This is a genomic window from Isoptericola maris, assembly GCF_048065335.1.
In the GTDB taxonomy this organism is placed as follows: Bacteria; Actinomycetota; Actinomycetes; order Actinomycetales; family Cellulomonadaceae; genus Isoptericola; species Isoptericola rhizosphaerae.
Map to the genome: position 1 here is coordinate 101771 of NZ_JBLUNY010000007.1, position 20557 is coordinate 122327.

15 protein-coding genes are annotated in these 20557 nt (G+C 72.3%); 12 read left to right on the forward strand and 3 right to left on the reverse strand.

The features are described from left to right. Positions 1 to 2517 (reverse strand): glycosyl hydrolase family 95 catalytic domain-containing protein, encoded by a 2517-nt coding sequence (locus ACH5HR_RS11750; protein WP_416477983.1) that lies wholly within the window; start codon positions 2515 to 2517, stop codon positions 1 to 3. Between the two features lie 116 nt (positions 2518 to 2633). Between ACH5HR_RS11750 and ACH5HR_RS11755 the strand changes: the two genes are divergently transcribed. From ACH5HR_RS11755 to nrdF, 7 genes are all read left to right on the forward strand, one after another. After that, entirely contained in the window at positions 2634 to 4769 is a 2136-nt protein-coding gene (locus tag ACH5HR_RS11755) for a beta-galactosidase (RefSeq protein ID WP_416477984.1), read from the forward strand. Then, positions 4766 to 7066, forward strand: coding sequence for an alpha-xylosidase (gene yicI / locus ACH5HR_RS11760; protein WP_416477985.1), 2301 nt, complete (start codon positions 4766 to 4768; stop codon positions 7064 to 7066). Before ACH5HR_RS11755 ends, yicI begins: the two co-directional genes overlap by 4 nt. After that, positions 7063 to 8514 carry a GH1 family beta-glucosidase gene (locus ACH5HR_RS11765; RefSeq protein ID WP_402375710.1) on the forward strand — a complete coding sequence of 484 codons (1452 nt, stop codon included), beginning with the start codon at positions 7063 to 7065 and terminating at the stop codon, positions 8512 to 8514. Before yicI ends, ACH5HR_RS11765 begins: the two co-directional genes overlap by 4 nt. Positions 8515 to 9094: 580 nt before the next feature. Continuing rightward, a complete protein-coding gene (gene nrdH / locus ACH5HR_RS11770; protein WP_402375708.1) occupies positions 9095 to 9337 on the forward strand; it encodes a glutaredoxin-like protein NrdH in 243 nt (80 codons plus the stop codon). A gap of 63 nt (positions 9338 to 9400) precedes the next feature. Beyond that, positions 9401 to 9832, forward strand: a complete 432-nt coding sequence (nrdI, locus tag ACH5HR_RS11775) for a class Ib ribonucleoside-diphosphate reductase assembly flavoprotein NrdI (protein WP_402375706.1) — start codon at positions 9401 to 9403, stop codon at positions 9830 to 9832. Then, positions 9829 to 11994, forward strand: a complete 2166-nt coding sequence (gene nrdE / locus ACH5HR_RS11780; RefSeq protein WP_402375704.1) for a class 1b ribonucleoside-diphosphate reductase subunit alpha — start codon at positions 9829 to 9831, stop codon at positions 11992 to 11994. The genes nrdI and nrdE overlap by 4 nt, the downstream gene beginning before the upstream one ends. Positions 11995 to 12046: 52 nt before the next feature. Further along, positions 12047 to 13027: a class 1b ribonucleoside-diphosphate reductase subunit beta gene (nrdF, locus tag ACH5HR_RS11785; protein ID WP_402375702.1), complete on the forward strand. Its 981-nt coding sequence runs from the start codon at positions 12047 to 12049 to the stop codon at positions 13025 to 13027. A gap of 170 nt (positions 13028 to 13197) precedes the next feature. Here the strand turns inward: nrdF and ACH5HR_RS11790 are convergent, their stop codons facing one another. Beyond that, positions 13198 to 14175: an FKBP-type peptidyl-prolyl cis-trans isomerase gene (locus ACH5HR_RS11790; protein ID WP_416477987.1), complete on the reverse strand. Its 978-nt coding sequence runs from the start codon at positions 14173 to 14175 to the stop codon at positions 13198 to 13200. A gap of 105 nt (positions 14176 to 14280) precedes the next feature. Here ACH5HR_RS11790 and ACH5HR_RS11795 point away from each other — a divergent pair, with 105 nt between their 5' ends. The 3 genes from ACH5HR_RS11795 to ACH5HR_RS11805 all read left to right on the forward strand — a co-directional run bounded on the left by ACH5HR_RS11795 (position 14281) and on the right by ACH5HR_RS11805 (position 16210). Beyond that, complete coding sequence (locus tag ACH5HR_RS11795; RefSeq protein WP_402375698.1) at positions 14281 to 14580, forward strand: Rv1322 family protein; 300 nt, start codon at positions 14281 to 14283, stop codon at positions 14578 to 14580. Positions 14581 to 14678: 98 nt separating this feature from the next. After that, positions 14679 to 15419, forward strand: coding sequence for an alpha/beta hydrolase (locus tag ACH5HR_RS11800; RefSeq protein ID WP_402375903.1), 741 nt, complete (start codon positions 14679 to 14681; stop codon positions 15417 to 15419). Between the two features lie 5 nt (positions 15420 to 15424). Beyond that, complete coding sequence (locus tag ACH5HR_RS11805) at positions 15425 to 16210, forward strand: alpha/beta fold hydrolase (RefSeq protein WP_402375697.1); 786 nt, start codon at positions 15425 to 15427, stop codon at positions 16208 to 16210. 25 nt (positions 16211 to 16235) lie between these two features. Here ACH5HR_RS11805 and ACH5HR_RS11810 read toward each other — a convergent pair whose 3' ends face one another. Then, complete coding sequence (locus ACH5HR_RS11810) at positions 16236 to 17678, reverse strand: coiled-coil domain-containing protein (protein ID WP_416477989.1); 1443 nt, start codon at positions 17676 to 17678, stop codon at positions 16236 to 16238. Positions 17679 to 17960: 282 nt separating this feature from the next. Here ACH5HR_RS11810 and ACH5HR_RS11815 point away from each other — a divergent pair, with 282 nt between their 5' ends. After that, positions 17961 to 19484, forward strand: a complete 1524-nt coding sequence (locus tag ACH5HR_RS11815; RefSeq protein WP_416477991.1) for a hypothetical protein — start codon at positions 17961 to 17963, stop codon at positions 19482 to 19484. Continuing rightward, complete coding sequence (locus tag ACH5HR_RS11820; protein ID WP_416477993.1) at positions 19481 to 20554, forward strand: DUF8094 domain-containing protein; 1074 nt, start codon at positions 19481 to 19483, stop codon at positions 20552 to 20554. The genes ACH5HR_RS11815 and ACH5HR_RS11820 overlap by 4 nt, the downstream gene beginning before the upstream one ends. The last annotated feature ends 3 nt before the right edge of the window (positions 20555 to 20557 follow it).

The window sequence follows — 20557 nt, forward strand, 5'->3', positions numbered from 1 at the left end:
TCAGCTCCTCGCGGTCGGTGCGGCGGACTCGGGTCCGGTGAGGCTCACGGTAGCGCCCCGCAGAAGCCGTTCCGTCGTGGACGGCGCTCCCGGCCGGGTGATCATCACCTCGGTGTCGCAGGTGGCGTGCAGGGCGGCCGAGGTGAGCCGACCGCCACGCCAGTCGACGTCGACGACGACACCGCCACGAGCGCGCAGCCCGCGGACGCTGCCGTCGGGCCAGCCGCCGGGCAGGGCGGGCAGCAGGTCGATCCGGACGGACCGGCCGGCCCTGCGGTGGGACTGGACCAGCATCTCGGCCACGCCCGCGGTCAGACCGCAGTTGCCGTCCATCTGGTAGGGCGGGTGTGCGCTGAACAGGTTCGGGTAGACGCCACCGCGCTCGCCGTGCCCGTCCAGGGCCGGGCGCAGCGCCCGGCGGACCTGGTCGGCGGCGAGCTCGGCCTCGCCCAGCCGTGCCCACAGGGCCGTGCGCCACGCGAGCGACCAGCCGGTGCTCTCCGGCCCGCGCAACGCGATGCTGCGAGCGGCGGCGGCCGCCGTCGCGGGTGTGGTCTCCAGGTCGATCTGGTCGAAGGGGAACAGCCCGACCAGGTGGGACAGGTGGCGGTGCTCGGGTTCGGCCTCGGGCAGGTCCGCGGCCCACTCGGCCACCGCGCCGCGAGCGTCCACGCGGAGGTCGGGCAGCGCGTCCGCGACGGCCTCGAGCCGCGCGAGCCAGGCGGGTGCGGCGCCCAGCTCGTCGGCCACCGTGCGGCAGGAGTCCGCGAGGCGCCGCACGAGAGCCACGTCCATGGTGGCGGACGTCGTCACGGCGGCGGGGTGCGCGTCGGCGGCGGTGAAGTGGTTCTCGGGCGACGTCGACGGCGTGGTCCGTGCGTGCAGGGCGCCGTCGTCGGAGGTCTGCACCCAGTCCAGGCAGAACTGTGCGGCGCCGGTCAGGACGGGCCAGGCGACCTCGCGCAGGAGCTGGCGGTCGGGGCGGAACCGGTGGCGTTCGACGAGGTGGTCCGCCAGCCAGATACCGCCCCAGGGCCAGGCGGCCCAGGCGGCGTCACCGCGACCGTCCCCGACGGGTGCGGCGTGCCCCCAGACGTCGGAGTTGTGGTGGCAGGTCCAGCCGTCCGCGCCGTAGAGGGCACGGGCGACCTCGGCTCCCGGGCCGGCGGCGAGGCGGCCCACGAAGTCCAGCAACGGCTCGTGGCACTCGCCGAGCCCGGTGACCTCGGCGGGCCAGTAGACCATCTGCAGGTTGATGTTCGTGGTGTAGGCGCTCGACCACGGCGCCGGCAGCTCGGTGTTCCAGATGCCCTGCAGGGTGGCGGGCGCCCCGCCGGGGCGGGACGAGCACAGCAGCAGGTAGCGGCCGTAGTGGACGGCCAGAGCGACGAGGCCGGGGTCGGCGTGCTCGACGTTCGCGACGACGCGGGCGTCGGTCGCCGTCGCGGCGGCGCCGTCGGCGGAGGGCAGCCACAGGGCGAACCGGTCGTACAGGTCGGCGTGGGCGGCCACGTGCTCGCGCCGCAGCTCGTCCAGGCTCTCGCCGCCGCGTGCACCGGCCTGGTCCGCGGGTGTCGGGGCGGTGTCGCTCGTCGACGTGTCGATCCGGAGCACGTGCCGGTGGCGGGCGGACGTGCGCAGCTTCCCGCCGGTCACCCGCGCGCCCTCGTCGTCGAGCGCCGTCACCGTCACCCGACCGGTCCGCCCGCGGGCGGTGTCGTAGCGGACCGGCTCGTCGAGGCCGGCGTGCGGAGGGGCGACGTCGACCGGCAGGTGCCAGGTATGCACCAGGTCCGACGAGGGGTGGGCGCCGGCCGCGGCCGGCCGCAGGAGGCTGGAGAGCTCGACGGACAGCTCGACCGGTTCGGTGGCGTGCACCACGTGGACGATCGCGCCGCCGCGGGCGTCCGCCCACGTCTCCTGCGTGACCTCTCCGATCCCCGTGGCCGACCAGGTGTGGCGGGCGACGGCGGTGCGCAGGTCGAGCTCGCGACGGTGCAGCCGGGTGTCGGCCGGGCGGGGACCGGACGCGCCGTCGGCGGGCCGGACCGTGACGTCCGCGGACGCCAGGGGCAGGTAGGCCTGTGCCCAGGGGCTCTGCATCTCGGCGAGGAGCTCCTCGGCGCGGCGCACGTCGCCGGCGTCGAGAGCCGCCCGGACCGCGGCGAGGTGCGCGGGCCCGCGGGCGGCGACCCCGGAGAGCGGGTCACGCCCAGGCAGCCCCGACCAGGCGGCGACGTCGTTCAGCCAGAGGTGCTCGGTCCCGGGGCGGCCGGCGCAGAGCGCCGCACGGTGGCCGTTTCCCACCGGAAGCGCTTCGACCCATCGGGTGGCCGCGGTGTCGAAGAACAGTCGATGGAGCTCGTCGTCTCCCCGTGGCGGATCGTTCGGGCCGGGCCGGGGTGGGCGGCCTTCCGCAGCCTCAGGAAGCGCGTCATCGTGCGGCTGATCGTCGGTGGCGAGGCGCTCTGCGAGCGGGGGCGAGGGCGCGGTCGTTCGACGCTGGACACCGGGCATAGGGACAGGCTAGCGTGTTGAAACGCTTCGACGATGCTGCCGACACAGGCCTCGGCGTGACGCGCACGAGCGGACCGAGCACGCGACGAGGCGTGCCGAGCGACAGGAGGGCGACGGTGCCGCAGACGAACAGCGCCACCGGGCACACGGGTGACCCGGCAGGGTTCGCCGCGCTGACCGACGACCTCGGCCTGCTCTACGGCGGTGACTACAACCCCGAGCAGTGGGACCGCGACACCTGGCGCGAGGACGTCCGCCTGATGGTCGAGGCCGGGGTCAACCTCGTCACGGTCGGGGTGTTCTCCTGGGCGCGCTACGAGCCACGCCCCGGGGTCCGCGACTTCGGCTGGCTCGACGAGGTCCTGGACCTGCTGCACGTAGCCGGCGTCGCGGTCGACCTCGCCACGCCCACGGCCTCGCCCCCGCCGTGGCTCGGCACGCTCCACCCGGACACCCTGCCCGTCGACGCCGACGGCGTGCGGCTCGTGGCCGGTTCGCGCAACCAGTTCAGCCCCGCCTCCCGGGTCTACCGCGAGCACGCGCTCGCGATCACCCGCGACCTCGTGGACCGCTACGCCGGCCACCCGGCCGTCCGCATGTGGCACGTGGGCAACGAGCTCGGGCAGGTCTGCTACGGCGAGGAGTCCGCCGCGGAGTTCCGGCGGTGGCTGCGCGACCGCTACGGGACGGTCGAGGCGCTCAACGAGGCCTGGGCCACCGCGGTGTGGTCCCAGCACTACGCGTCGTTCGACGAGATCCTCCCGCCACGCCGCACGCCGTACCACGTGAACCCCACGCAGTCCCTGGACTTCCGCCGCTACACGTCCGACCAGCTCCTGGCGCTCTACCGCGAGCAGCGCGAGCTGATCCGCGCCGTCGACACCGAGCGCCCGGTGACCACGAACCTCATGGGGTTCTTCCCGCTGGCCGACTACTGGTCGTGGGCCCAGGACCTCGACGTGGTCGCGGACGACGCGTATCCCGACCCCGGCGACCCGCGCTCACCGGCGGACGCCGCGCTGACCGCCGACCTCGTGCGCTCGCTCGGCGGCGGCCGGCCCTGGATGCTCATGGAGGCCGCGGTCGGCGCGGTGAGCTGGCGGGACCACAACCTGCCCAAGACGCCCGCGCGGTCACGGCGCGAGGCGCTGCAGGCGGTGGCGCACGGGGCCGACGGCGTGTGCTACTTCCAGTGGCGGGCCTCCCGGGCCGGCGCCGAGCGCTTCCACTCCGCGATGCTCCCGCACGCGGGGCCGGACACCAGGGTGCACGCTGGAGTCGTGCGCGTCGGCGGCGACCTGGCCCGGCTGCGCGACGTCGTCGGGCAGCGGGTCCCGGCACGCGTGGTCGTGCTCTTCGACTGGGAGTCCTGGTGGGCGGCCGAGGAACAGGCCCGGCCCACCGAACGGCTGCGCACCCTGGACGTGCTGCGCGCCTGGTACCGCGTCCTGTGGGACGCGGGCGTCGCGGTCGACCTGGCCCACCCGGACGACCTCGCGGTCACCGGCGCGGCGGGCTACGACGTGCTGCTCGTCCCGCAGAGCTACCTCCTGTCGCCCGAGGCGGCCGACGCGGTCGCTGCCGCCGCCGCCCGGGGTGCCAGCGTCGTCGTCGGGTGCTTCACCGGCGTCGCCGACCAGGACGCCCACGTCCGCACCGGCCGGTTCCCCGCGCTCCTGAGCGACCTGCTCGGCGTCAGCGGCGAGGAGTGGGCCGCGCTCCCCGACGACGGCGTCCCGCTCACCGGACGGCTCGCCGGCCCCGGCGGCTCGACGGCCACCGACCTCGCGGACGCCGGTGACGGCCCGCGGGCGCACGTGCTGGGCGAGCTGCTCCGCGCCGACGGGGCCGAGGTGCTGGCGAGCTACGCCGTCGGGCACCTCGCGGGGGCGCCCGCCGTGACCCGGCACCGGGTCCCCGGCCTGGACGGTGGCGCGGCCGACACGGCCGACCCGACCGCCGGGTGGGCCTGGTACCTGGGCACGGTCCTGCCGGAGCCTCTGCTGCGGCGCGTGCTGACCGACGCCTGCGAGCGGGCCGGCGTGACCGGCGCCCTCCCGGGCCTGACCGACCTGCCCGACGTGGAAGCCGTCCGCCGCGGCGACCACCTCTTCCTGCTCAACCACTCCGGGGCCGCGGCGCACGTGCCCGTGCCCGGGGAGCACGCCGACGTGCTGAGCGGCTCCATCTTCACCGACGTGGTCGACGTGCCCGCGGGCGACGTCGTCGTCCTGACCGAGAGGAACGCATGAAGTTCACCGACGGCTACTGGCTGTCCCGGCCGGGCCTGCACCCGCTGTACGCGACGGAGGTCGACGACGTCCGCGTGGACGAGACGCACGGGACGATGACGGTGTTCGCGCCGACGTCCGTGGTCCGCGACCGCGGGGACACCCTCAACCGGCCCGTGCTGACGCTGACCTACTCCTCGCCGGCACCCGGCGTCGTGACCGTGCGCGTGGAGCACCATGCCGGTGCCGTCCGGCGAGGCCCGGACTTCGCGGTGCACGCCGAACCCGGGTTCCGACCCGTCGTCAAGGTCGACGAGGCGGCGGGCGTGCTGGAGACCGGAGGGCTCACCGTGCGGGTGCACCGGCAGGGCGCCTGGCGGGTCGACTTCGAGCACGAGGGTCGGGTGATCACCTCGAGCCTGCCCAAGTCCGTCGCCGCGATCTCCGCGGACACCGGCGAGCGCTGGGTGCACGAGCAGCTCGCCCTCGCGCCGGGAGAGCACGTGTACGGGCTGGGGGAGCGGTTCGGCCCGTTCGTCAAGAACGGTCAGGAGGTCGAGGTCTGGAACGCCGACGGCGGCACCTCCAGCGAGCAGGCCTACAAGAACGTCCCCTTCTACGTCACGTCCGCCGGGTACGGCGTCTTCGTCGCCCACCCCGAGAAGGTGTCGCTCGAGGTGGCCTCCGAGGTGAACTCGCGGGTCCAGCTCTCCGTCCCGGGGCAGTCGCTCACGTACCACGTGGTCGCGGGCCCGACGCCGAAGGACGTGCTGCGGCGCTACACGGCGCTCACCGGACGCCCGCCCCGCGTGCCGGCCTGGTCGTACGGGCTGTGGTTGTCGACGTCGTTCACCACGGACTACGACGAGAAGACCGTCACCTCGTTCATCGAGGGGATGGCCGAGCGCGACCTGCCGCTGAGCGTCTTCCACTTCGACTGCTTCTGGATGCGCGAGTACCAGTGGTGCGACTTCGAGTGGGACCCGCGCACCTTCCCGGACCCGGAGGGCATGCTCGCGCGCCTGCACGATCGCGGCCTGAAGGTCAGCGCGTGGATCAACCCGTACATCGCGCAGCGCTCGCCGTTGTTCGCCGAGGGCGCCGAGCGAGGCTATCTGCTGCGCACCGAGGACGGCGGGGTGTGGCAGTGGGACCTGTGGCAGGCGGGCATGGGGCTGGTGGACTTCACCAACCCGGAGGCCACCGCCTGGTACCTGGGGTACCTCGAACGGCTCCTCGACCAGGGAGTGGACTGCTTCAAGACCGACTTCGGCGAGCGGGTGCCCGCCGAGGGCGTGGTCTGGCACGACGGGTCCGACCCGCAGCGGATGCACAACTACTACGCCCAGCTCTACAACGAGGCCGTGTTCGGGATGCTCGAGCGGCGGCGGGGTGCGGGCGAGGCGGTCGTCTTCGCCCGGGCCGCGACCGCGGGCGGGCAGCGGATGCCCGTGCACTGGGGCGGGGACTGCGACTCGACGTACACGGCCATGGCGGAGTCGCTGCGTGGCGGGCTCTCCCTGGCGATGTCCGGGTTCGGGTACTGGAGCCACGACATCGGCGGCTTCGAGGGGACGCCCGACGCGGGCGTCTTCAAGCGGTGGCTCGCGTTCGGCCTGCTCTCGAGCCACTCGCGCCTGCACGGTTCGTCGTCGTACCGGGTGCCGTGGGCCTTCGACGACGAGGCGGTGGACGTCGCCCGGCGGTTCACGCACCTGAAGATGCGCCTGATGCCCTACCTCGGCCGGCTCGCCGAGGAGGTCGTGGACGCCGGTACGCCGATGATGCGCCCGATGGTCCTGGAGTTCCCCGACGACCGCGCGACCTATGGTGTCGACACCCAGTACATGCTGGGCGACTCGCTGCTGGTCGCCCCCGTCCTGCGCGAGGACGGCGTGGCAGAGGTCTACGTGCCCGAGGGCCGCTGGACGCTCCTCGACCCGGGCGCGACCGCCGACGGCGGAGCGGTCGACGGACGCGTCGTCACCGGTCCGCGGTGGGTCGCGCAGACGCACGGGTTCGCGAGTCTGCCGCTGCTGGTGCGACCGGGTAGCGTGCTCCCCGTCGGGGCCCGCACCGACCGTCCCGACTATGCCTGGGCCGAGGGCGTGACCCTCCACTGCGTCGAGCTCGCGGTGGGTCACGACTCCGAGGTCAGTGTGCCCGGTGGCGAGGGCGCACCGGCAACTTTCCGCGTACGACGCACCGAGAGCGCCGTCGTCGTCTCGAGTGGGAACGCTTCCACACGATGGGCGGTCCAGGTCGGTGGCCTGCGGACCGAGGCGAACGGTCCGGAAGAAGTGAGGATCGAGCTGTGAGCACCATCAGCACCACCGGGCAGTTCCCGGACGGCTTCCTGTGGGGGACCGCCACCGCGGCCTACCAGATCGAGGGCGCGGCCGCGGAGGGCGGGCGCGGCCCGTCCATCTGGGACACGCTCTGCCGCGTGCCGGGCGCCATCCAGGGCGGCGACACCGGTGACGTCGCCTGCGACCACTACCACCGCTGGGCCGAGGACGTGGACCACCTGGCGCGGCTCGGCGTCAGCGCCTACCGCCTGTCGATCTCGTGGTCCCGCGTCCAGCCCGGCGGCACGGGACCGCTCAACGCCGAGGGCGTCGAGTTCTACCGGAACCTGCTCGACGCGCTCCGGGAGCGGGGCATCACGCCCTACGTGACCCTCTACCACTGGGACCTGCCCCAGGAGCTGGAGGACGCCGGCGGCTGGGCCGCCCGCGAGACGGCCTACGCCTTCGCCGACTACGCCCGGGCGATGGCCCGCGAGCTCGGCGACCGTGTCGCGCTGTGGACCACGCTGAACGAGCCCTGGTGCTCCGCGTACCTCGGCTACGCGTCCGGCGTGCACGCACCCGGTCGCACCGAGCCGGCGGCGGCGCTCGCGGCCGTGCACCACCTCAACCTGGCGCACGGCCTGGCCGCGCGCGCGATCCGCGAGGAGATCCCCGGGGCGGCGTGCTCGATCACGCTGAACCTGCACGTGTTCCGTGCGGCCTCGGACTCGGCTGCCGACGCGGACGCCGTGCGCCAGGTCGACGGGCTGGCCAACCGGGTGTTCCTCGGACCGCTGCTGGAGGGCACCTACCCGGCCGACGTCCAGGCGGACACGGCGAGCGTCACGGACTGGTCCTTCGTCCAGGACGGTGACCTCGACGTCGTGCGCCAGCCCTTGGACGTGCTGGGGGTCAACTACTACTCGTCGACCCGTGTGCGCCGGTTCGACGGCGAAGGTGAGCCCGTGCGGGCCGACGGGCACAAGACCACGGCCGTCTCGCCGTGGGTCGCGGCCGACGACGTCGAGTTCCTGCCGCAGCCGGGGCCGTACACCGCGATGGGCTGGAACGTCGAGCCGGGCGGCCTGACGGAGCTGCTGCTGGACCTGCACGAGCGTTACCCGGACCAGCCGCTGGCCGTGACCGAGAACGGGGCGTCGTTCACCGACGAGGTCGTCCAGGACCCGGCACTGGGCATCGCGCGCGTCCACGACGTCTCGCGGGTGGCGTACCTGCGGGACCACGTGGCGGCCGTGGCCGCCGCGATCGACGCCGGGGCGGACGTGCGGGGCTACTTCGCGTGGTCGCTGATGGACAACTTCGAGTGGGCCTACGGCTACTCGAAGCGGTTCGGCATCCTGCACGTCGACTACCCGACGGGGGAGCGGACCTGGAAGGACTCCGCGTACTGGTACGCCCGACTGACCCGGACGGGCCGCATCCCGGCGGTGTTCGAGGCCGGCCCGCCCGTCTGACCCTCGTTCGTGACTCGTCCGTGGGGACGACGGCGACGCGCCCGGACGTGCGAGACACGCCCGGGCGCGTCAGGTGTGAGGAAGATCTGAGGTCGTCTGGTCCGACCGGCGCACGGCGCCGTCGGGGCGCCGTGCACAGGGTGTGGACCGCCGTCGTCCACGGGTTGTGGACGGGTGTCCGCCAGGCGCACGACGGCGCGCCCCAGCAGCACCCGGACCGGTGGACCGAGCAGTGGACGGGCGATGGTGTCAGAGGCGCGTGCGACGATGCTCGCAGGAGTCTCCCGGAGGCTCCTGACGGCCATTCCGGGCGAATCACACCGGTGTAACAACAACCGTGTCGACCACAACATGTCGTAGGCGAGCAGTCCGCGAACACTAGGTGTAGTGTTTGTGGGACGCGGAGGCCACTGGCCGCCGCAGCAGCAACATCGGCGTAGTTCCACCGGTGTCGTCACTGGTCACGGACCCTCGGAAGGGGGCCTCGGGGTCGGTCGAGACCGTCGTGGACCGCACGCCAGGACGCGACACACGAGACATCGGACGACCGCCGATCGGGCGGCGAGACAGGGAGTGCGACATGAGCATCACGGTCTACAGCAAGCCGGCCTGCGTGCAGTGCGACGCGACCTATCGTGCCCTCGACCGGAAGGGCGTCGAGTACACGGTCGTGGACATCACCGAGGACGCCGACGCCCTCGAGATGGTCCGCGGGCTCGGATACCTGCAGGCCCCGGTCGTCGTCGCCGGCGACACGCACTGGTCGGGCTTCCGTCCCGACCAGATCAGCGCCGTCGCGGCGCAGCAGGCCGTCTCGGCCTGACGACCCCGCCCGATCGCGGCGCGGTCGGGCGGTACGCAGCACGTTTTTTCGGGGGAGGGTGACATGGGGTCGCTCGTCTACTTCTCCAGCGTCTCGGAGAACACGCACCGGTTCGTCCAGCGCCTCGACCTCGAGGAGCTGGGGATGCCGGTCCACCGCATCCCGTTGCGCCCCGCCGACGGATTCCTGACGGTCGACGAGCCGTACGTCCTCATGGTCCCCACCTACGGCGGGGGCAACGAGGGCGGGTCGGTACCGCGCCAGGTCCGCCGGTTCCTCGGCGACGCGCACAACCGGTCGCTGATCCGCGGCGTCATCGCTGCGGGCAACACCAACTTCGGCGCTGCGTACTGCATCGCCGGCGACATCATCTCGGCGAAGTGCCAGGTGCCGTACCTGTATGCCTTCGAGCTGCTCGGGACGGCCGAGGACGCCCAGCGCGTCCGTGACGGATTGGGACGATTTTGGCAACGACAGTCACTGATCTCGGCGTGAACAGCACGTCGGTGGACGCTCCGCAGGCGGCAGCGGTCCCGCTGCAGCAGTCGGAGCTCGACTACCACGCGCTCAACGCGATGCTGAACCTGTACGGACCGGACGGCAAGATCCAGTTCGACAAGGACCACGAGGCCGCGTCGGCGTACTTCCGGCAGCACGTGCTGCCCCACACGATCGAGTTCGACACGCTCGACGAGAAGCTCGACCACCTGGTCGAGAACAAGTACTACGACCCCACCGTGCTGGCGAAGTATCCGCGCGCGTTCGTCAAGGAGCTCTTCCAGCGCGCCTACGCCGCGGACTTCCGCTTCGAGTCGTTCCTCGGCGCGTTCAAGTACTACACCTCGTACACGCTCAAGACGTTCGACGGGAAGAACTACCTCGAGCGGTTCGAGGACCGGGTCTCGATGGTCGCGCTCGGGCTGGCCGACGGTGACGAGCAGACGGCCCGCGACATCGTCGACGAGGTCATCTCCGGTCGGTTCCAGCCCGCCACCCCGACGTTCCTCAACGTGGGCAAGGCGCAGCGCGGCGAGCCCGTGTCCTGCTTCCTGCTGCGCATCGAGGACAACATGGAGTCCATCGCGCGCGGCATCAACTCCGCGCTGCAGCTCTCCAAGCGCGGCGGTGGCGTCGCGCTGCTGCTCAGCAACGTCCGTGAGCACGGTGCGCCGATCAAGCACATCCAGAACCAGTCGTCCGGCGTCATCCCCGTGATGAAGCTGCTCGAGGACTCGTTCTCCTACGCCAACCAGCTCGGTGCCCGCCAGGGTGCCGGCGCCGTGTACCTGCACGCGCACCACCCCGACATCCTGCGGTTCCTCGACACCAAGCGCGAGAACGCCGACGAGAAGATCCGGATCAAGACCCTCTCGCTCGGCGTCGTGATCCCGGACATCACGTTCGAGCTCGCCAAGCGCAACGAGGACATGCACCTGTTCAGCCCGTACGACGTCGAGCGCGTCTACGGCAAGCCGTTCGCGGACGTCTCGATCACCGAGAAGTACGACGAGCTGGTCGCCGACGAGCGGATCCGGTCCACGACGATCAAGGCGCGCGACTTCTTCCAGACGATCGCCGAGCTGCAGTTCGAGTCGGGCTACCCGTACGTCATGTTCGAGGACACGGTGAACCGTGCGAACCCGATCAAGGGCCGCATCACCCACTCGAACCTGTGCTCCGAGATCCTGCAGGTCTCCACCCCGTCCACGTTCCACGAGGACCTGTCCTACGACGAGGTCGGCCGCGACATCTCCTGCAACCTCGGATCGCTGAACATCGCCAAGACGATGGACTCGCCGGACTTCGGTGCGACGATCGACACGGCGATCCGTGCCCTCACCGCGGTCTCCGACCAGACGAGCATCGAGTCGGTGCCGTCGGTCAAGCGGGCCAACGAGATGGGCCACGCCATCGGTCTCGGGCAGATGAACCTGCACGGCTACCTCGCGCGCGAGCGGATCTACTACGGCTCCGACGAGGGCATCGACTTCACCAACATCTACTTCTACACCGTGGCGTACCACGCGATCGCGGCCTCCAACCGGCTCGCCGAGCAGCGTGGGCGTGCGTTCGGCGGCTTCGAGGACTCGAAGTACGCCACCGGCGAGTACTTCGACAAGTACACGGACGCCGAGTGGAAGCCAGCCACCGAGCGGGTGGCGCGGCTCTTCGCCGAGGCCGGCGTGCACATCCCGACGCAGGACGACTGGCGCCGGCTCAAGGCGTCCGTCATGGAGCACGGCATCTACAACCAGAACCTCCAGGCGGTGCCGCCGACCGGCTCGATCAGCTACATCAACAACTCGACGTCCTCCATCCACCCGGTGGCGGCGAAGATCGAGATCCGCAAGGAAGGCAAGCTCGGTCGCGCGTACTACCCGGCGCCGTACATGACGAACGACAACCTGGAGTACTACCAGGACGCGTACGAGATCGGCTACGAGAAGATCATCGACACCTACGCGGCGGCCACCCAGCACGTCGACCAAGGGCTGTCTCTGACGCTGTTCTTCCCGGACACGGTCACCACGCGCGACGTCAACAAGGCGCAGATCTACGCCTGGCGCAAGGGCATCAAGACGCTCTACTACATCCGCCTGCGACAGCTCGCGCTCGAGGGGACCGAGGTGGACAACTGCGTCAGCTGCATGCTGTGACGCCGACCCGCTCTCGACCGCACCCCGTCACCCGCACCTGAAGGAACCTGCCATGGCACCCACCGGCCAGCTCAAGCTCATCGACCGCGTCAGCGCGATCAACTGGAACCGTGTCCAGGACGACAAGGACCTCGAGGTCTGGGATCGCCTGGTCGGCAACTTCTGGCTGCCGGAGAAGGTCCCGGTGTCCAACGACATCCAGTCGTGGAACACGCTCTCGGACGCCGAGAAGCTCATGACCACGCGCGTGTTCACCGGCCTGACGCTCCTGGACACGATCCAGGGCACGGTCGGTGCCGTGTCGCTCATCCCGGACGCGATCACACCGCACGAGGAGGCGGTGTACACCAACATCGCGTTCATGGAGTCGGTGCACGCCAAGAGCTACTCCTCGATCTTCTCCACCCTGATCTCGACCAAGGAGATCGACGAGGCGTTCGCCTGGTCGGAGGAGAACCCGTACCTGCAGCGCAAGGCGGAGATCGTCCTCGACTACTACCGCGGCGACGACCCGCTGAAGCGCAAGGTCGCCTCGACGATGCTCGAGTCGTTCCTGTTCTACTCCGGCTTCTACGCCCCGATGTACTGGTCCAGCCGCGCGAAGCTGACCAACACGGCCGACCTCATCCGCCTCATCATCCGCGACGAGGCCGTGCACGGTTACTACATCGGCTACAAGTTCCAGAAGGGTCTGGCCCGGCTCAGCTCGACCGAGCAGGACGAGATGAAGGCCTACACCTTCGAGCTGCTCTTCGAGCTGTACGAGAACGAGGTCGAGTACACCGACGCGCTCTACGGCGAGCTCGGCCTCACGGAGGACGTCAAGAAGTTCCTGCGGTACAACGCCAACAAGGCCCTGATGAACCTGGGCTACGAAGGCCTGTTCCCCAAGGACGAGACGGACGTCAACCCGGCGATCCTCGCGGCGCTGAGCCCGAACGCGGACGAGAACCACGACTTCTTCTCGGGGTCGGGGTCCTCCTACGTCATCGGCAAGGCGGTCCACACCGAGGACGACGACTGGGACTTCTGATCCCTCGCCCGCCGTGGTGACCACCGACGGCCCTGCGCTCAGCCGAGCGCAGGGCCGTCGTCGTCCTCCGCCCTCGGGCCGGTACTACCTCGGCGGGATGGCGAAGGGCGGACCCTCGCGTGAAGCGAGGGCCCGCCCCTTCGTCGGTCCGGGCCGTGGCCCGGGGAGGGTCAGTCGGCGTCGAGGATGTCGACGACGAAGATCAGAGGGCTGTCCGGCTCGATGCCACTGCCCTCCGGCGGATTGGCCCCGTAGGCCTGCTCGGCGGGGATGACGAGCAGTACCTGGCTGCCCACCGTCTGGCCGGAGATCCCGTCGGTCCAGCCCGGGATGACCTGCTGCAGGGAGAACGACGTCGGCTCGCCGCGCTCCCAGGACGAGTCGAAGACCTCGCCGTCCAGCGTCCAGCCGGTGTAGTGCGCGGTGACCGTCTGGTCGGCGCTCACCTCGTCGCCCTCGCCCTCGATCAGGGTCTGCGCGACGAGCTCGTCTGGGGCCTCGTAGCCCTCGGGGATCTCGACCGACGGCGCGCCGTCGTCCGCGAGGGTCACGGCAGGCAGGCCGTCGGCCGGCTCGACGGCCTCGCCCTCGGCGCGCGCGGGGATCTGGACCGCCTCGGTGATCTCGACGAGGTTGACGACGGTCGACGGCTCGTTCTGCGCGTCGACGGTCGGGTTCGCGATGAGGATCCGGGTGCCCACCGGCTGCCCGAGCAGCGGGTCGGTGAGCAGGTCGTAGCTGGGGTCGCCGAGCGTAAAGCTCTCCGGGGCGTCGTTCTCCCACGTGGACCCGAGGCGCTCGCCCGCGGCGTCGTAGGCGACGTACTGCATGGTGACCTTCATGCCCTCGGCCAGCTCGTCGCCGTCGCCTTCGTCGACGACGCGGGTGGTCGGCACCGAGACCTCGAGCTCTTCGAAGGCGAGCTCGGGCTCGGAGCCCGGGTCGCCGGTGACCTTGATCGCCGCGACCGCGGCGACGTCCGCCTCGGTGGGCTCGGGCTGGTCGGTGGCCTCGGCCGACTCCGACGTCCCGGCGGAGGCGGACGAGGAGTTCTCCTCGGGCGCGCTGTCGCCGTCGGCACAGCCTGCCAGCGCGAGGGAGGCGGCCAGCACGACGCCGGCGGCGCCGACGGAGGTACGGAGCTTCACGAGGTGCCCTTCGGTCGAAAGTGGATCCGGGACACTGTAGCGGCCGAACCTTGACGAGATTGCCAGGTGTGTCGGCAGGGCCGCGGACGCGTGACAATGGATGGCATGCCGTCGCGTCGACCCTCCCGGAAGCGCCCCTGGGGCGCCGAGCACCAGCCCCTGGACATGGACCGCGCCCTCGGAGGCGTCCAGCACGTCAGCGCCGGTGACGGGGAGTGGACTGTCCGCCGCGTGCGCGGCGGTGACAAGGCGTACACGTGCCCGACGTGCCGCCAGCAGATCCCCGCAGGAACTCCCCACGTGGTCGCGTGGGCCCGGGACGCGATCGGGGGCGAGGCGGCCGGCCTCGAGGCGCGCCGGCACTGGCACACCGCATGCTGGGAGCGGCGCGAACGGTTGCGCTGACCTGGCCGCACGCGCCGTCCTGGGCGAGCGTGAGCCGACACCCGAACTAGGGTGGAAGAGTGAACGACGACGCCGCCACCGGCCACCAGATCCGCTCGATGACCGTCCTGCCCGCCCGTCGCGAGGACGTCGAGCTGCACACCGCGGACGGGCTGACGCTCGTCGGGGAGCTCGCCCTGCCGGCCGCGCAGGAACCGGTGGCCAGCCTGCTGACGCTCCACCCCCTGCCGACGCACGGCGGATTCATGGACTCCCACGTGTACCGCAAGGCGGCCTGGCGCCTGCCGGAGCTCGCCGACCTGGCCGTCCTGCGCTTCAACACGCGCGGCACGACGTCGGCCCGCGGCACCTCGCAGGGGGAGTTCGACGGCGGCGACGCGGAACGCTTCGACGTCGCGGCGGCGCTGGAGCTCGCCGAGTTCCGCGAGCTGCCGCACCCCTGGCTCGTCGGGTGGTCGTTCGGGACGGAGCTCGTGCTCAAGCACGGCGCGGACCCGAGCATCGAGGGTGCGATCCTGCTCTCGCCGCCGCTGCACCGCGCCACCGACGCCGACCTCGACCGCTGGGCCGAGTTCGGCAAGCCGCTCGTGGTCCTCGTCCCGGAGCACGACGACTACCTCCAGCCGGCCGAGGCACGGGAGCGGTTCGCCCGCGTGCCCCAGGCGGAGGTGATCGGGGTGGACGGCGCCAAGCACCTGTGGGTGGGGGAGCCCGCCGTGCGTCGCGTGCTCGACGAGATCGTCCAGCACGTGCTGCCAGGCCACGCCCCGCTGCCCACGCACTACGACGGCGAGGTGCAGCACGCCTCGGACGTCGCCCCGGCCACGACGAGAGGATGAGGACCATGACGAGCCCGACCCTGGCCACCTACCTGCTGCGCGACGGTGCCGGCGTCCCGGTGGTGCTGCTGCACGGCTTCCCGCTCGACCACCGCATGTGGGTCTCCATGGTCGACGCGCTGCCGGACGGCCTGCGCATCATCGCCGTCGACCTGCCGGGCCACGGGCACAGCGACCTCGGCCAGCTCCCCGCCAGCCTCGACGCGACGGCCGACCTCGTGCACGCGACGCTCCGCGAGCAGGGGGAGGGCAACGCCGTCGTGGTCGGGCTCTCGATGGGTGGGTACGTGGCGCTCGCGATGGCGGAGCGCCACCCCGGGTTCGTGCGGGGCCTCGGCCTCGTCGACACCAAGTCGACCGCCGACGACGACGCGGCCCGCGAGGGACGGCTGCAGGTCGCTGCCGCCGTCGAGTCGACGCAGACCCTCGACGCCGTGATGGGCATGCCGGCCAAGCTCCTCGGGCCCACCTCGGAGCTGGAACGGCGGTCGCTGTACCCGACGGTGTACGCCTGGATCCGCTCCCAGGCGGTGGCCGGCGTGGCCTGGGCGCAGCGTGCGATGGCGGCGCGGCCGGACCGGACCGATGTCCTGCGCTCCTTCGAGGGCCCGGTAGCCGTCGTCGTCGGGGCGGAGGACCGCGTGACGACCGTCGACGACGCGCACCACATGGCCGACGCGGCCCGCGACGCGACACTCTCCGTGGTGCCGGAGGCGGCTCACCTCAGCGCGGTCGAGGAGCCGGCCGCGGTGGCCCGGGCCGTGGCCGCCCTGCACACCAGGCTGCGGTGACGGTGCCCGACCGGGCCTGACGGCCTCAGGCCCGGCTGGTCGCCGCCTCGTCCGTGGGCGAGGACGCCTCCTCCGCCGACTGGGCGGAGGCCGCGCGGGCACGCTGGGCGGGCGTCTGGTCGAGAGGGTTCTCGGACTGCGGGCTCTCGGCGCTGTCGGTGCTGTCGGCGCGGCGCGTCTCTGCGGACGTCGCGCTGCCGGTCGGGCTCGACGGGGCGTCGACCGTGGCGACCGGGACGACGTCCGCCGCCTTCTCGCTGCCCAGGAGCCCGCGCAGCTCCTCGAGATAGGAGTTGATGGAGTCGTGCCGGCGTGTCAGGTCCTCGAGCTGGCGCTCCGCCGTCGTGCGGCTCTGCTCGGCCTCGGCCTGGGCGTCGGAGACGGTCTGGTCGGCGAAGGTCCGTGCCTCGGCCACGATGGAGTCCGCGGTGCGCCGGGCGTCGGCGACGAGCTCCTTGATGTAGGCGTCGGACTCGGTGCGCACCTGGTCGGCCTGCTGGAGGGCGACGGCGACCCGCTTCTCGGCCTCGGCGGCGTGCTCCTCGGCCGCGGCGACGAGACGCTCGGTCTCGGCCCGGGCCACCTCGTGGCGCTCGGCGGCCTCGTTCTCGACCCGCTCGCGCATCTGGGCGGCCTCGAGCTCGGCGTCCGAGAGGGCGCGGCGTGCGCGCTCGCGGAGGTCCTCGAGCTCGGTCGTGACGGCGTTGGCCGCCTCGGCAGCCTGGTGCTTGGCCTCCGCCACGATGCGCGCGGCCTCGGTCCGGGTGCGTTCGAGGAGGTCGTTGGACTCGCGCTCGGCCTCCTCGCGCAGAGCGGCCGACTCGGCGGCCGCCTCGGCACGGAGCTGGGCGACCTCGCGGTCCGTCGTGACCCGCGCCTCGGTCACCTCCCGCTCGGCGGTGGAGCGCATCGTGCCGATCTCGCGCTCGAGCGACGCTCGTCGCTCGCTCTCCTCCGTGGTGAGGGTGCTCATGATGAGCGCGGACTCCCGCTCGGCCGACCCGACGAGCTCCTCGGCCCGGCGCTGGGCGCCCTGCAGGATGCCCTCGGCCTCCGACCCGGTGGTCGACCGGATCTCCTCGGCCTCCCGACGGGCGCTGGAGAGCAGCTCGGACGCCTCGGTCTCGGCTCGCTGGCGGACCTGGCCGGCCGACAGCTTGGCTCGCGCCATGACGTCGGACGCCTGCTGGTTCGCCTGCGTCAGGACCTCGGCGGCCTGCTCGTCGGCCGAGCGCAGCAGTCGCTCGGCGCGAGCGCCGAGCCCGGCGTAGGACGGCTTGTCGTTCTCACGCAGCTGGCGGTGCGCCTCGGCGAGCTCGGAGGAGAGCTGCATGGCGCGAGCGTCGGTCGCCTCGACGTTGCGTCGAGCCTCCTCGACGGCCTGCTCGAGGCGGGAGATCTGGTTCTCGACCGCGGCGCGGTCGTATCCGCGCATGGTGATCGGGAAGAGCGTGCGCTCGTCGGACACGTGTAGACCTCCGTCTGTCGTGGGTGCCGAGGCTCCGGCCAGGATAGACGTCACGTGGAACCTCCGACACCTGAACCGGACGTCCGATCCTCGCGAAACGGAAAGATCACCGTCGTGCGGCGGCGGTTCAGTGGTCGTAGGGCCCGCGGCCGTGGGAGGCTCGGGAATGCTGGTACCGGACTCGTGAAGGGTTCGTGAACCGATCCGTCCAGGGTGCCCTCGTGGTCCGGGGCGATCGCCACGCCTCCCTATCCTGAGGAGTCCACGTCGAAGGGAAGCTTGGTGCTGCAACGCATTCTCGGTGCCGTCTTGGTGATCGCCGGTCTGGCCGCCATCGCGTTCGGGGTCGCGACAGCGACCGTCCTGCGCGAGTCGGACACGGTGGTCGCCACGGCCCGGCCCGTCGGTGACGGCACGCTCGTCGTCACGGACCCCGGGGTCCTCGACCTCGTCGACTCCGACGTGACGGTCACCGCCTCGGTGCCGGAGGGCCAAGAGGTCACGGTGGTCGTCGGCCGTGACGTCGACGTGCTCGGCTGGCTCGAGGGCGACCCCTACACCCGGGTCACCGGCCTCCAGGACTGGGACACCCTGACCACCTTCGAGATGCTTCCCGAGGCCCCCGAGGGTGAGGAGGCCGAGGCCGCCGAGGGCGAGGAGCCCGAGGAGCCCGAGGAGGTCGAGCTGCCGGACCCGGCGGGCTCCGACATGTGGATCACCGAGCTGACCGCCACCGAGGAAGTCAGCCTGCGCTGGAACGACCGGCCCGGACCGTGGGTGCTGCTCGCTGCCGGTTCCGGCGCGGCCCCGGTGGAGGAAGCCGAGGCTGCCGAGGGTGAGGAGGCGCCGGCCGAGGCGTCCGACGCCGACGCCGTGGCGCCTACCCTCGAGCTCAGCTGGGACCGCGAGGTCGGCACACCGTGGCTGTGGCCCGCCGTCGGCCTCGGTGGCCTGCTCCTGCTGCTCGGCATCGTGCTGCTCCTGCTCGGCCGCCGGAAGAAGAAGCCGGGTCGTGGGCGCCGTGCGGGCGGGGGCGCGGCCGGGGCTGCCGCTGCGACGCCGGGGACGGCGTCGTCCGGCCCGGTGGGCGGCAGCCCGGCCGAGCCCGCGTCGCCCGAGTCACCCGCGTCGCCCGACGCACCGGCGTCGCCCTTCGGGTCGACGACGTCGGCAGCCGCTCCGGTCTGGACCGCACCTGCCGCCGGCGCGGCTGCGGGAGCCGGCTGGGCCGCGACGGCGGGCACCTCGGACACGACGGTCTCCGCACCCGTCCCGGCACCCGCGGACGAGGGCTCGACCGACGGCCCCGAGCAGGGCGCGACCGGGTCCTCCCCGGAGGACCCCGGCGAGAGCAGGACGGGCACGGCGCCGGTCCCGGTCGCCGGACGGTTCTCCCGCCGGTCGACGCGGCTGCGTCGCACGCGGTCCGCGCCGGAGCCGGCGGCCGAGGACGGTGCGCAGCAGGGCGCCGCACCGGCGTCCCCGTCGGTGCCGGCCGAACCGCCGACCACGACGACCGGGTCGCTGCCGATGCTCGACGGCCGCCCGCTCACGCGGCGCGAGCTGCGGCGTCGCGAGGAGGAACGCCGCGCCGACGGGCAGTCCGGCGTCGGGCGGGCGTTCCGCGCGCTCACGGGTCAGACGCCCGTGGTGCCGCCGGCGCCGGCCACGCCCCCGGCAGCCGACGACCCGCCGCCCATCTCGGGACGGCGTGCGGCGGCGTGGCGGGAGACGTGGGGCTTCGACGCCACGGCCGCCCGCCCCGACGAGCAGCAGGACGACCACACCGACGGGAGGACCCGATGACTGCCAGGAACACGCGCGTCGCGCGGCGCGCGAGCGCCGCCGTCGGGCTCGCGGCCGCTGCCGCGCTCCTCGCCGGCTGCGCCGAGGAGCTCCCGACCCCGGTCGCCGACGAGCCCTTCGAAGGGCCCGTGCTGACGATGGAGCAGGAGACCGCCGTCGTGCAGGACGTCGCGGGAGTCCTCGACAAGGCGGCGGAGGAGAACGACCCGAAGGCCCTCCGCAGCCGCGTCGGCGGACCGGCGCTGGAGGTCCGCAAGAGCCAGATCAAGGTGGCCGAGGAACGGGGCGACGACTCGCTCGTGACCCAGATCCCGACGGACCTCCGGGCCGCGATCATCCCCACCACCGAGACCTGGCCGCGGGTCACGTACACGATCACGCAGCCGACGGAGAACCTCGAGGTCCCCCGCATGGTGGCCTACCAGCAGGAGTCCGCGCGGGACAGCTACAAGCTGTGGTCGTGGGTGCAGCTCATCCCGGGCACCACGATGCCGAACTTCGCCGACCCGGAGGCCATCGGCTCCGAGGAGGTGGCGCCCGACGACGACTCGCTGGCGGTGACCCCCGCCGACGCCGTCGCCCGGTACGCCGACCTGGTGGCCAAGGGCACCGACGACTCGGAGCATGCCGACGCGTTCGAGCTGCCCGGCGAGAGCCAGGACCTCGTCAAGCGGATCCAGGCCGACGCGCGCAACGTGCGCGAGGCCGAGACGTTCGACACGGCCGACGGCCGGTACCGGCTGGCGTTCGCCGCGCGGGACGACCCCCTCACGGTGCGGACGTCCGACGGCGGCGCCGTGGTCATGGGCGTCCTCGACGGCAACGTCCGGATCGACGTCGAGGAGGGCGGCACGATCCCGCCGCTCACCGAGACGCAGTCCGCGCTCCTGGCGGGCGAGGACGAGACGAACGAGCTGTACGTCGAGTACACCGACCAGGTGGCGCTCTACGTCCCGCCGGCGGGCTCGGAGGACCCGATCCGACCGCTCGGGTACTCCCACGTGGCGGTCGCTGCGGCCAACGAGATCCCCAAGAAGCGCAACACCGACCGCGAGGAGTCCGAGGAGTAGTCG